We start from the raw sequence: 12,425 nt of genomic DNA on the forward strand, positions 1-12,425 counted from the left end.
TATGATGACAGAGTCGAATACCCCAGCTTTCACAAAACCTGAATTACCAATGACTATTCAGACTATTCGTGAATATTTGCCACATCGTTATCCGTTTTTATTGGTTGATCGTGTTGTTGAAGTGACTGACAACGGGATTGTAGGCTATAAAAATGTAACGATTAACGAAGAATTCTTACAAGGTCATTTCCCAGGATACCCAATTATGCCGGGCGTGCTGATTGTTGAAGCATTGGCGCAAGTATCGGGTATTTTAGGTTTCATCATGAATAATGAGAAACCTTCAGCGGGTTCGTTGTTCTTATTTGCTGGTGCAGAAAAGGTCCGATTTAAAAAACAAGTCGTTGCAGGCGATCAACTTGTATTAAAATCAGAATTAGTGATGCAAAAGCGTGGCATTTACAAATATAATTGTGTTGCCACTGTAGATGGCGTAGTCGCAGCAACCGCGGAAATTATGGTTTCGCATCAGAAAACAGAGACAGCATGAGCAATAACGAATTAATTCATCCTACCGCCATTATTGACTCATCAGCAGTAATTGCTCCGGATGTGCAAATTGGACCATATTGTATTATTGGTCCTAATGTCACAATTGGAGCGGGTACTAAACTGCATTCACATGTTGTGGTGGGTGGTTATACCCGTATTGGTCAACATAACGAAATTTTTCAATTTGCCAGTGTTGGTGAAGTTTGCCAAGACTTGAAATATGCTGGTGAAGAAACGTGGTTAGAAATCGGGGATCATAACTCGATTCGTGAACACTGTAGTTTACACCGTGGTACTGTTCAAGATCAGGGTCTAACTAAAGTTGGAAGTCATAATTTATTGATGGTAAATACACATATTGCACATGACTGTGTGGTAGGTGATCACAATATCTTTGCTAATAACGTCGGCGTTGCAGGCCATGTCCATATCGGTGATTATGTCATCGTAGGTGGTAATTCTGGTATTCACCAATTCTGTAAAATCGATTCATACAGTATGATCGGTGGTGCATCGCTTATTTTGAAAGATGTACCTGCTTATGTCATGGTATCTGGTAATCCAGCCCATGCTTTTGCCATGAACATTGAAGGCATGCGTCGTAAAGGTTGGTCTAAAAATGTGATTCAAGGTTTACGTGAATCCTTTAAATTGATCTATAAAGATGGTTTAACGACGAATGAAGCGATTGAGCGTATTCGTACTGAAATTTTGCCTGAAGTGGCAGAAGCGCAATTGTTGATTGACTCACTTGAGCAGTCTAAGCGCGGTATCGTACGCTAAATGCTGCGAATAAAAAAAGACACCTTATAAGGTGTCTTTTTTTTGCGTTAAAAATAGGACTATTTTTTAACAAAGCCTGCTTCTTCAGATTTTGGATATTTTTTGGTAAGCTTGGTTTTGAGCTGCGTTGCTAAACTGCTATTTCGATCGACGTCTTTTGCAATGCTATACAGTTGATATAACGCTCTAGGCGCGCGGGTCGACTCAGGGTATTGATCTACCACGATACTATAGTTCTTTTTCGCTTCTGCGTAGTTGGTCGGTTCAACAGCAAGGTTGAACTCAGCTAACCAAAAATATGCATTGCTAATGTAGACGCTATTAGGATTATTCTTAATAAAGTTTTTCATTGGTGCAATGGCTTTTTTCGCACCACCTTGTTTATATGCATCTAAAGCAACGGTATAAGCTGCTTTCTCAAGCTCAAGTGAGTCACCACCTGCATTTACAGGTTGTTTTGCAGATGAGCTTAATGTTGCTTGGGTCGTAGGTTGTTTAGCTGGTGTAGGGGCTATATTAGCTGCTACTGGGTGCAGTACCTTGTTGGTTATCCTCCGCAGCCTCTGTGTCTTCACTCGGATCTACTTTTTGTTGGAGTAGCTCTAAACGTTGATCTAAATCTGCATAGCGGTTTGTAAGTTCACTTTTTAATTGTTCGATAATATTGTCTTGCTCTTCCATTTTACCGCGTAAGCTACGCAATTCATTTTCGAGCTGTTGGTTCTTCTGCATGAGCTGCCAATTTAAATTGGTTGGCGTAGGTGTAGAGCCAGCACCTGTTTGAATGGCTGTATTATTTGCTGTATACACAGTGCCATTATCTGCGCCACTCAAACCGCGAGATTCAATTGGAATATTGGCAAATAGCGTACCTGAGCAAGTCAATGTAAGGGCACACAATACATGCTGTTTAAACATCATAAAAATTCCATGTAGTTGCAAGCATGTCCGTATTGAATAGTTTTATTACAGACTGCTTTAGATAAAACGATAAGCACATTAAAAACGCCAAAGTTCTGAATTGCAATAAGCTTTTACAATCTTGTTGTGTATTAAAGTAAAAATATAGTGATGATGTTTCACGTTTTCTACATCATCGACCATCATATTGATTTATAAATAATCAAACAGTGTTTTCTACTCAGGAATTCTTGGTTTTAGGCTTGCATGTTTATTAAAAATCTCTATACTCTGTTCTTGCAATGGTAGCCCTGCCGGTTACTTCGCAATTGTACTCTACAAACCCCGCCAGGACCGGAAGGTAGCAACGGTAGTAGAAATATGATGTGCCGAAGTCTTGCTGGTAGGGTTGCCACCACTTTCAATAATAATAAATTAAACGTCCTCTCATTTTTTCAATCCTAGATTCTTCTTTATTTTAATTTTATTAATTCATCATTTAGATCTATATCTTTATTAATTCATCATTTAGATCTATATCTTTATTATTCGTCTTCAAATTCTTTACGTGCAATCACTTTAAAAATCGTATCGAGATCGAATCCTCGATATTGTAAAAAACGTATTTGTTTGGCTTTTTGTTTTGGATCACGTTCAACAGCTTTGCCAAATTTTTTGATCTTGAGCTGGTAGGCTTCGGCGACCCAATCTGTTTCTTTTAATTCATCCTGAATTAATTCACTGTCTACTTTTTTATTTTTTAAAGCGAGCTTTATACGGTTGGGACCTTTACCTTTACGCTTTTGACTCGACAACAGCATTTCTGCTACACGTTGATCGCTTTGATAGTTCTCACGTGCGAGTTCTTCCACCAAGTGTATGACTTCTTCACGACTATCCGCATACAGTGCTAATTTTTCAATTAAATCCGCTTTTGAGTATTCTTTACGTGTGAGTACTGCAAAGGCGTAGGAGCGTAAACGAGAGCCGCGCAGTCCTGGTTTTTTTTCAGCATGAACATCTTTACCATTGGCATCAAAATGCAACGCAGAGTGATCGGTCACCGAAGTATTGTCATGTGAAATGTCAGTTTGTGCAGTATGATTTGCGCAGGTAGGTTCTTCAGCTTCTGCGAACTGTTGTTTTAGTGCTTCGTAGTCGAGCAAGAGTGGAAAATGGTCTTTAGTCATGGGGTCATTTTAATACAAATTTTGAGTGCAAAACAAAACGCCCCGTAGGGCGTTTCGTCTACTATTAAAGTATGCTGTAATTAAGCATCTAAAAAGTCTGGTTCTTCTTCGTCTTTGTCTTCTACAGGTGCTGTACCCGTAGTCAGAAGTTGTTCACGAATCAGTTTTTCGATAGTTTGCACAAGTTCAGGGTGTTCTTCTAAGTGGCGAATGGTATTGTTTTTACCTTGCCCAATCTTGTCACCTTGGTATGAATACCAAGCACCTGCTTTTTGAACAATTTCTTGTTGTACTGCGAGGTCAACAAGCTCACCTAAATGGTTCACGCCTTTACCATAAAGAATTTGGAAAATCGCTTCACGGAATGGAGGAGCCATTTTGTTTTTCACAACTTTCACTTTGGTTTCTGAACCAATGATTTCGTCGCCTTCTTTCACTTGACCAATACGGCGGATATCTAAACGTACAGATGCATAGAATTTAAGTGCATTACCACCAGTTGTGGTTTCTGGGCTACCAAACATTACACCAATCTTCATACGGATTTGGTTAATGAAGATCACCATACAGTTCGAACGTTTCGCATTACCGGTAATTTTACGCAGTGCTTGGCTCATCAGGCGAGCTTGTAAGCCCATGTGTGAGTCACCCATTTCGCCTTCAATTTCGGCGCGAGGGGTCAGTGCAGCTACAGAGTCGACAACGATCAGGTCAATGGCACCTGAACGTACCAGCATGTCTGCAATTTCAAGTGCTTGTTCACCATTGTCTGGCTGTGAAACAAGTAAGTTATCAATATCTACGCCAAGTTTACGTGCGTATTGAGGGTCTAATGCATGTTCAGCATCGATGAATGCACAAGTACCGCCAGTTTTTTGACATTGGGCAATGGCTTGTAATGTCATAGTCGTTTTACCAGAAGATTCAGGACCGTAGATTTCTACGATACGACCTTTAGGTAAACCACCAATACCTAGTGCGATATCTAGTGTTAAAGAACCCGTAGAAACAGCCTCAACCGCCTGTACAGTATTATCACCAAGACGCATAACGGTGTTTTTACCAAACTGCTTTTCAATTTGGCTTAAGGCCGCATTTAACGCCTTGCTTTTATTATCATCCATCTTACAACCTCAATACGATGTCACGAAACAATATACTCAAGTGGATGTATTCAGTTTAAATCTGTTCCACGAGGGTATAGTGACAGAAATCATCCTTTTGTTCTATGAAAATCACAACAGGTGCGACATGTTGTGACGCTTTAACTTAATCATCATTATAAGACCATTGCTGGTCAAACTGTTGATCATTTTCTCTTTTAAATTTACCAATATCTCGACGATCTTTTTTACTTGGTCGATGATCTGGCCGAGCTAGATTATGCAACTTTCTTTGTGATGCGAGCAATTCCCGTTTTGCAATACTGACCTCAGTTTCATCATAAAGCAGCTGAGCGGTTGGGGCAGGCCCACGAACATCCGACAGTGCTTTTACCACCACGGTTTTTTTCTCAAGGCCTTGAGCAATGGTTAATTCCATGCCTACACGAACTTCACGAGAGACTTTAACGCGTTCGCCATTATGATGAACTTTACCGCCTTCAATCGCATTTTTGGCAATAGAGCGTGTTTTAAAAAAACGTGCAGCCCACAACCATTTGTCTATACGCATACCAACCGCATCTTCGGCTAGATTTGATTTACGCATATTTTTTCTGTTCCTCGGCTTGCTCAATCATTTGAGCTTCTAAAATAGGGATTAAATCTGTTAATGCGGACAGCATTGGGTAATTGCAAGTCTCGCGAGGCGCTTTGGCAGATGAAGGCTGCTGAATCGAATAGAGCTGTTCAATCCCAAAAAGTTTTGCACCATTAAGCACTTTTTCTGTGTCATCAATGAAGTAACAGTTTTTTGCATCGAAGGGATGTTTGCTTGCTAATATTTGCCAAAACTCAATAAATTCTTTGGCATGACCGAGCGTTTCTGAACTGACGATAACATCAAAATAATCACGAAGACCGGTTTCTTCGAGTTTGAATTGTAAGCCTGCAAAGTCGGCATTGGTCGCAAGCCAAATAGGATAGCCATTTTCTTTTAGATAGGTAAGCAGCTTAATGCAGCCTTCGCGTTTAGCCACTTTGGCTTTTTGTTCTATTTGCATTGCCAAAACATCAACGCCAACTTGTGACGTCCAAAAGCGAGATGAGTACCATTTTAGGGTATGATTATGCTGTTGATAAAAACTAAATAGCGTTTGCTTGCTTTGTTCGAGTGAGCACTGATGCTGTTCAGCATAGCGAATTGGCAGAAGCTCATTCCAAATGAAATCATCATAAGCAAGATCGAGTAAAGTACCGTCCATATCGAAAATTATAGTCGGTTTTTGCATTCAAGATTCTCCAAAGATTTTCAAAGTTTAACAAAGCATATAGAAAAGCTTTAGATTCAATGAAATTGCTCAACTTTCGCGTTTATTAACGATGATCAAATAATTTCAAAGTTTAACAAAGTTATTTACCTTTCAAGAAAAAATATGTACATATGTGTGTACATATTTTTGCTCTGCTTGAATATGTACAGAGTATAAAGTATTTGGACTGGAAAATTTAAATGTCTTTAAGTGATAGTTGGCTAAAATCAAATAATGGGAAACCGCGAGAAAAAGTCGAAGTTGTAACAGATAGAGATGGTTTGTCAGTCAGAATATCCCCAAAGGGAAAAGTCGTTTTTCAATATCGCTATCGTTTTGGTGGTCAAGCCAAAAGACTAGATCTAGGTACATACCCATTATTAGGTCTAAAAGATGCTCGTGCTCAGGTTCATAAATATAAAATTGAGCTAGATCAAGGCAAGGACCCAATGCAACTTAAGCTAAAAGGGGAAAGCGACTATCTGAAGCAGCTGACCGTCAAAGAAATATGTGACCTCTGGTTTAATACAATTGCCGTAAATAAAGTCTCAAAAGAATATGATTTAAGGGCATTTGAAATTCACGTTTATCCACGTATAGGTCGTAGAATTTGTAACGATGTCACCCTACAAGAATGGTCATCGCTATTATTTGAAATTACAGATGGTGCTAAAACGGTAGCAGTGAAAATACTTGGTAATCTCAAAATGATTATGCGCTGGGGGTGTGTACACGGGAAATTAATGAATCAGCCTATTCAGCATCTTAAAGCAGCTGATTTAAACGTAAAGAAAGTGAAGCGTTCGCGTTATCTTTCAGAACAGGAAATATTCTGGGTGGTGCATGCTTCTCTGAGATCCAATGCCATATCACCAAAAAACAAAGCCATTATTATTATGCTACTGTTCTTTGGCTGCCGTGTATCAGAATTGAGGCTGGCCAAGAAATCTGACTTTGATTTTCAGGAAATGATTTGGCACGTACCACCAGAGAATCACAAGATGGGGGACCGTACCCACAAGCCGATTATCCGACCCCTCATTCCACAAATTGTGCCATTCATTAAGTATGTTTTTTCACTGTCGCCTGATAGCTGTGAATATGCTTTTCCAAACTTAAAAGGTAAAGCATATACGAAGCTTTCAAAAAGCTTTCAAACAACAATTCCACCATATGTGAATGACAATGTGCGTAAGCGATTTGATGTAGAGATGCAGCATTGGACTATGCATGATTTGCGCAGGACGATGAGAACACATATATCCGAATTAGCGCCACCGCATATTTGTGAAATTATGCTGGGTCATGGGTTACCTGCTGTATGGGGAACCTATGATTTACATGAATACATGGATGAACAGGCGCAGGCTTATGAGAAGTGGTTCCATAAACTCTGCACCATATTGAACAATCACGAGCGTTTCGATATTAAAGGCTGTATTTCTAATGACTCAAGCAACCCTTTACTTCTTTCCCAAGCATCTACAGCCTTGATGCCATAGCGACTACATGAGCGCCCATGTGCTTTGATCAATGGTTCTGGAAAATCCTGTTTATCACGCCAATTGATCAAAGTGCCTTTGGTAATACCGTAGCGCTTCAACAAATCAGGCGTTGAAATATATAATCCCATCAAGACACCTCCTTTAAAATTTGTTTCACTGATTCAAGAAAATCCTCAGAAATACATTCATGTCCTATATCTGTATCTTCGCCGTTGGGATCCATCACGCCACCTTTAAAATAAGGGCCTGGGCTTGAAGGCGAAGAATAAATTCTTTGCCATTCTTTAGCCATAATTTAAGAAAAAGCTCATAACGCTTTTGAGCAGCACCATTCATGTTTCCCGCATTATCAATCTTCAAACTAGGTTTATTTGCTTTAGTGAAAACAGCTTCACCAACAATTTTATTAATTACGCATTGATATCCATCACTTGCTAAAAACATTGTGAAGGCCGGGACTAATGATTTAGGACAAATCATGAGCTCACCTGACTTGCTTGATTTTCAAGCTCGAAGCGGCGCTTTTTAACGTAGTCCATTAACTTAGGTTGAATTTCAGGACTACGTGCAGAAACATCAATTTCCAAAGCATCTAATGTCGTTAAGTCTGGTGCATTCTGAATCTGAACCATCAGTGAAGGTGGAGTCTTAATTTCAGCTTCTGCAGGTGCAAGCTCAAGTAGGCGCTTATGAATAGCATCCAATAATGGTTTGCGCTGTGCTTCAGTCCAGTTGCGTGTATAACCGGTAAGGGCAGTGGCTTCTTTAGGTGTTTGAGCATTTGTTGCACTGGTTATTAAATCTTTCAAAACATTTTGATATTCATCATCTGTTGATTCGCTAGCTAACTTTTTATCTGCTACTAACTTTTCGGCCTCAACCTGTAAACTTTTGAGTTCTTCTACACTTAAGTTGTCAGTCGTATGTTCTGGCTTAGGTGTATATTGCTCAGGATCTAGTTCAAGCAGCTTGTCCTCAGTTAACTTACATAGGTGCTGAGTGTGTTCACGTTCTAAATGACCATTTGCCATGAACACCGGACGTAATGCCAAGACTGCTTCGTTGGTGGTGCATGCATTAATTTGCATAGTGAACTTTTCAACCAGTTTCACTGGATCTGTTTCAATCTCTTCAACTGCAGATTGCTCAGATGCTTTTTCTTTAACATCATTTGATGTTTGAATTTGGCTATTTTTAGCTTCTTTAGCTGGTTCATTTACCCAAGGCAATGATGTATCACAGACAGGTTCTTCTTTATTTAAAGACCCACCACTCACTGAAATCAATGCCTGAGCGTGAACTACCGCATTATCTTCATATAGATGAACTAAGCCACGAGTGAGTAATTCCAAGTCAGATTCAGAGTTTTTCCATTTGAATGCTTTACTCAATTCAGCTGTTAAAAGTGATGGGGCAAAACATGGTGTACCTTTTGCTGGTGCTTCAGATATGGCTTCTGGAACTTGAATGGTGCCAATGGTCATATATACGACAGCAATACGGAATTCATGATCAGGGTCAAAGAAAACAGTCGCAGGGAAATTACGAATGCTATCAAAATCTAAATCAGATCCAGTATGGCGACATTCAATGTTTTGACCTGCAGCCATGGCAGCAAATGCTTCTTGTCCGTTTAAGATAATCATGAATTTACTCCCGCTTTAGCAATTTGATCTAATTCCTGTTTTACTTCTTGAATTTTCGATACATCGATCTGCATCAGCGAATCTATACCTAGATGCTCGCATACAGTTTTTGTATCTAATCCACGCTCATCGATGAAGGCCAATAGATCATCACGTTGCGCATCTGATATGCCATTAAATTCAGGTGGACTCATCCACGTTTCTTTATGCTTATCAAAGGTACAATTTAGTTCTTTGGCTTTGAGTAGCATGGCTTGGCGCATGTTTTGGTAATACATATGACTCTTATCAAGGGACTCAGTTAACTGGTTTAGGTCACTGGCATATAGCGCTTCATCACAGCTTTGTTTCCAGTTTTCCAAGTCTTCAAGTGCTTTTGCTGAAGCCAATTGCGCAGGGGTTAATGTATTGATGTGTGCCTTAGCTGCTGAAATTAATTGTGCTAAAAACATCGGTTCTGTTTTTAAGTCAGGTACCCAAACTTCACCAGTTTCTCCACCAAGAGCACCTGAGTTTTTTGCATGATGAGTTGGAGATGGTTTGAAGTTGATGACACGAGCATTCTTACCTTCGCCAGTAGTGACAGTAGTCATGTAGCCCATCATATCTGCAATACGGTACAGCTCATTTCTATTCTTACCGCCTAAGTCAGGACGGTAGATGATCTGATCATTATTTTGGTCCTCAGAGGCGTGAGCAATAAAAACAACATCCTTACCCATGCTGATTAGGGTATTCACGTATTGCTTGAATGTTTGATTGGCCAAACCTTGGGCTTTAAGTTTTAAAGCGCCATCTTTCTGCCGGTTGTTAGGATGAAGTAGTAGGTGGGTTTTAATGCATTCAAGCATCGCGCCTACTGTATCAATAACGACAGTGTTGTAAGGTGCTAAGTCTTGAGTTGTAAGACCTGCAACGTCAGCCCATTGTTGAACTGGAATTACTGCACCACGACGAAGTTCACCGGTACGATGTGCACCACGGTCAAAGTCAAAGGAAACAGCTTTATCAGCAGTAAAGCCTAAAGAGGATTTGCCGAGGCCTGGATCTGCATAGATGTAAGTGATGATGGCACTGACATTCAGTGCTTGGTCTGCTGGAATAATATTAATAGTCATCACACTTCTCCCAACAAACGGTTTTTAATCATGTGCTGCACCAACATTTCATTGATGTTGCGGTGGTCGTTGTAATCTGTGAAGTCGGGGAATGGATTGCCGTATTCATCGGTGATGTGATCTACAGATAGCTGGGTAATTTCAGCCGTATCAAATTCACTACCGGGTAAGCCGTAGCTGTCTTCAAATGGTTCAAAGTCAAAGCTTACGTCTAGGGTGAAGTTGTCTAAACGGATAACTGCATTACCTGAAGTTTTGGAAGTGAGTTCCATTGCAGCAACGGTAGTAACTTCAGGGATGCTTTTGTGAAGCACCTGAGTGTTGAGAGCTTGTGGCTTATAAGCGAATGCTATTGCACCGATTGTTACGGTTGCAGCGACAAGTGTTACCTTGAGGCTATTGAAAGGGGTTAAGGTTTTGTTCATACTTATCTCGCAGTTTTCTGTAAAAGCGCCTCGGGTCTCAAACTTCGGCGCTTTTTTGTTGTCTGGTGAAATAAATACTACTTTAAGTAGAAATAAAGTCAATACATAGTAGAATTATTTTCTACTTTAAATTGTTTTTTGTTTGTAGTAGGAAAAATAAAAATTAAGTATGCTGCATATAATTAATTAATTTGATAAATTAAAAAGACAATAAACTTCATATATTTAATTAAATTTAGAGGGGCTTATGTCTAACAAGGCTGAATTAATTCTTATTGCTGATGATGAAAAATTATTAGAAATCGCTAAGGGGTCTAAAATAAAATTTGACAAGCAATTGGCATTAGATATCGCTGAAATAGTAAGTAAAATATTTTCATACAACCCGTTTGCCGCAACAATTAATACCGCTCTAGCTGTATTTAACCGAAAAGAAAGGGAGAAGGAAAAAAAGCAAGCTAAAGCTTTACCTTTGTTAAAAGAACAAATTTTGCAGCAAATAAAAAAAGAGTTGAATCTTTCATCTGAATTGGCATGTATTTCACCAAACAATACAGAAGGAATGAAATTTGAAATTGGAGACAAGCCAACTAACGGTAGTTTTTATTTAAAGCACCCCTTATTAGATAATTTATATATACGTCCGTGTAATTACGAAGCTGTATTGGCGAAAGAAAAGGAAGCTTCTTTTAGAAGATTAGCAAGTGCATTGGGAGCAAAAAGCATTGTTTTAAAGGATGCAAAATTTTTTGATAGCAAAGGGCAATTAAGTGTTGGTACCACTATACCTCAAGCAGTTTGTGCAAATATTGGCATCAATGCGTCTTTTGAAAAAGATGGTGCGGTTATAAAAGAAGTTTATAGTGAGTTTGGTGAGCCAAGATCAGCTCCATATATACCAGAACATCTCCAGTCTTGGACGTTAATTGATACAGATTTGCGTACAATGGCTCAAGATCGCCTAGAGGGGCACTTAATAAAGCATCAAGTTACTTTGCAATTTAAGGAAACTTTTACAGGTGGTGGAAAAATAGCCGCAGAGATTGCAGATAAGGGGCTTGATATTGGCGGCTCAATCTCTAAAAATGTAAGCTCCGTATGGTTTTTTGAAGTGGAATATTATCCAATTGTTGAAGCTGTTTAAGGGCATATAACGAAAAAACCCACCACACGAGGTGGGTGAGATGAAGCTATGCTAAGCTCTCACTACCCCTAATAAAAAAATGAGTATTTAGATGTTCAAATTCTACTCTTTAATCATGATTGGCTGTGCAACAGTGATGATGTGTCATGCGAATGCTGACCAATCAACTTTTGATGAAAATGTGCAAGTTAGATGGTATGAGGCTGTTAAGCATTATGATGATGTTATGAAAAGAGCAAGTATAGCCAAACAAGAATACGACAATTGCCAGAAAAAAATAAATTGTGATGCAGTTAAAGCAAGATCATCTGATGCGTATTATGCAAAAGTTATCGCTGATGCCAAAGCAAGACTAGACGCTGCAGAACGCGATCTTTATCCTAAGATAGAAAAAACTGATGCCGGAAATGCCCAACATACGTTAACTTCTAAACCTTAGTTACATTGAATATTATATTTCGATTTGTATGAGTCGAAAGCATTCATTAGATCTTTAGAATGGTCTGTTTCATAAGTACCTTCAAGTTTGATCATCAATGGTTTATATTCTTGTTCATATGCAGTAGGGAAGTCACTACAAATAATTTGCTTACGAAGCTCATTTTCTGTTGCGGGACCCACCAATTGAGCTTGATACCACATAAACTTTGAATCAAGTTCTTTATAATCCAGTAGCAATTGTTCACGCTCTGGATCTATCTGCTCAGGCTCATAGCAGCCAAATATTCCAAAAGTGATTAAACATAAAAATGAGATGGTTTCCATAGGTTCAAATTTTTCTAAGTTGTGGCTAGTCTAGTAGGGCTCGT

General features: G+C 39.2%; 15 protein-coding genes, 1 other RNA gene and 1 pseudogene. 6 read left to right on the forward strand and 11 right to left on the reverse strand.

Annotation, left to right across the window (positions count from 1 at the left end):
• Positions 1–4: 4 nt before the first annotated feature.
• Positions 5–490 (forward strand): 3-hydroxyacyl-ACP dehydratase FabZ, encoded by a 486-nt coding sequence (fabZ, locus tag FTV37_RS09025; protein ID WP_180063675.1) that lies wholly within the window; start codon positions 5–7, stop codon positions 488–490.
• Entirely contained in the window at positions 487–1,275 is a 789-nt protein-coding gene (lpxA, locus tag FTV37_RS09030) for an acyl-ACP--UDP-N-acetylglucosamine O-acyltransferase (RefSeq protein WP_180063577.1), read from the forward strand. The genes fabZ and lpxA overlap by 4 nt, the downstream gene beginning before the upstream one ends.
• Positions 1,276–1,334: 59 nt before the next feature.
• Here lpxA and FTV37_RS09035 read toward each other — a convergent pair.
• Positions 1,335–2,196 (reverse strand): annotated as a pseudogene (locus FTV37_RS09035) (YbgF trimerization domain-containing protein).
• A gap of 291 nt (positions 2,197–2,487) precedes the next feature.
• Here FTV37_RS09035 and ffs point away from each other — a divergent pair.
• Positions 2,488–2,584: signal recognition particle sRNA small type (gene ffs / locus FTV37_RS09040), an RNA gene on the forward strand.
• 136 nt (positions 2,585–2,720) lie between these two features.
• Here ffs and FTV37_RS09045 read toward each other — a convergent pair.
• The 4 genes from FTV37_RS09045 to FTV37_RS09060 all read right to left on the reverse strand — a co-directional run bounded on the left by FTV37_RS09045 (position 2,721) and on the right by FTV37_RS09060 (position 5,757).
• Positions 2,721–3,365 carry a regulatory protein RecX gene (locus FTV37_RS09045; RefSeq protein ID WP_180063578.1) on the reverse strand — a complete coding sequence of 215 codons (645 nt, stop codon included), beginning with the start codon at positions 3,363–3,365 and terminating at the stop codon, positions 2,721–2,723.
• Positions 3,366–3,445: 80 nt separating this feature from the next.
• Entirely contained in the window at positions 3,446–4,489 is a 1,044-nt protein-coding gene (gene recA, locus FTV37_RS09050) for a recombinase RecA (RefSeq protein ID WP_180054430.1), read from the reverse strand.
• A 145-nt stretch (positions 4,490–4,634) separates the two neighbouring features.
• Positions 4,635–5,075 (reverse strand): RNA-binding S4 domain-containing protein, encoded by a 441-nt coding sequence (locus FTV37_RS09055; protein WP_168377604.1) that lies wholly within the window; start codon positions 5,073–5,075, stop codon positions 4,635–4,637.
• A complete protein-coding gene (locus FTV37_RS09060; RefSeq protein ID WP_218947582.1) occupies positions 5,068–5,757 on the reverse strand; it encodes an HAD-IA family hydrolase in 690 nt (229 codons plus the stop codon). The genes FTV37_RS09055 and FTV37_RS09060 overlap by 8 nt, the downstream gene beginning before the upstream one ends.
• A 221-nt stretch (positions 5,758–5,978) precedes the next feature.
• Between FTV37_RS09060 and FTV37_RS09065 the strand changes: the two genes are divergently transcribed.
• Positions 5,979–7,280, forward strand: coding sequence for a site-specific integrase (locus FTV37_RS09065; RefSeq protein WP_180063579.1), 1,302 nt, complete (start codon positions 5,979–5,981; stop codon positions 7,278–7,280).
• Here FTV37_RS09065 and FTV37_RS17885 read toward each other — a convergent pair.
• From FTV37_RS17885 to FTV37_RS09085, 5 genes are all read right to left on the reverse strand, one after another.
• Positions 7,190–7,411: a hypothetical protein gene (locus tag FTV37_RS17885; protein WP_168377601.1), complete on the reverse strand. Its 222-nt coding sequence runs from the start codon at positions 7,409–7,411 to the stop codon at positions 7,190–7,192. The two genes, FTV37_RS09065 and FTV37_RS17885, sit on opposite strands and share 91 nt — an antisense overlap.
• 94 nt (positions 7,412–7,505) lie before the next feature.
• Positions 7,506–7,763 (reverse strand): hypothetical protein, encoded by a 258-nt coding sequence (locus tag FTV37_RS09070; RefSeq protein ID WP_180063580.1) that lies wholly within the window; start codon positions 7,761–7,763, stop codon positions 7,506–7,508.
• The gene (locus tag FTV37_RS09075; RefSeq protein ID WP_180063581.1) at positions 7,760–8,929 is read right to left on the reverse strand and encodes a hypothetical protein; all 1,170 of its coding nucleotides are present in this window, start codon (positions 8,927–8,929) and stop codon (positions 7,760–7,762) included. The genes FTV37_RS09070 and FTV37_RS09075 overlap by 4 nt, the downstream gene beginning before the upstream one ends.
• Positions 8,926–10,047, reverse strand: a complete 1,122-nt coding sequence (locus FTV37_RS09080; protein WP_168377705.1) for an ATP-binding protein — start codon at positions 10,045–10,047, stop codon at positions 8,926–8,928. The genes FTV37_RS09075 and FTV37_RS09080 overlap by 4 nt, the downstream gene beginning before the upstream one ends.
• Entirely contained in the window at positions 10,047–10,472 is a 426-nt protein-coding gene (locus FTV37_RS09085; RefSeq protein WP_180063582.1) for a hypothetical protein, read from the reverse strand. Before FTV37_RS09085 ends, FTV37_RS09080 begins: the two co-directional genes overlap by 1 nt.
• Positions 10,473–10,719: 247 nt before the next feature.
• Between FTV37_RS09085 and FTV37_RS09090 the strand changes: the two genes are divergently transcribed.
• Positions 10,720–11,616, forward strand: a complete 897-nt coding sequence (locus tag FTV37_RS09090; protein ID WP_180063583.1) for a hypothetical protein — start codon at positions 10,720–10,722, stop codon at positions 11,614–11,616.
• 91 nt (positions 11,617–11,707) lie between these two features.
• A complete protein-coding gene (locus tag FTV37_RS09095) occupies positions 11,708–12,055 on the forward strand; it encodes a hypothetical protein (protein WP_180063584.1) in 348 nt (115 codons plus the stop codon).
• Here the strand turns inward: FTV37_RS09095 and FTV37_RS09100 are convergent.
• The gene (locus FTV37_RS09100) at positions 12,052–12,381 is read right to left on the reverse strand and encodes a hypothetical protein (protein WP_180063585.1); all 330 of its coding nucleotides are present in this window, start codon (positions 12,379–12,381) and stop codon (positions 12,052–12,054) included. The two genes, FTV37_RS09095 and FTV37_RS09100, sit on opposite strands and share 4 nt — an antisense overlap.
• Positions 12,382–12,425 lie beyond the last annotated feature (44 nt).

It is taken from the genome of Acinetobacter sp. YH16042 (genome assembly GCF_013417245.1).
GTDB lineage: Bacteria > Pseudomonadota > Gammaproteobacteria > Pseudomonadales > Moraxellaceae > Acinetobacter > Acinetobacter amyesii.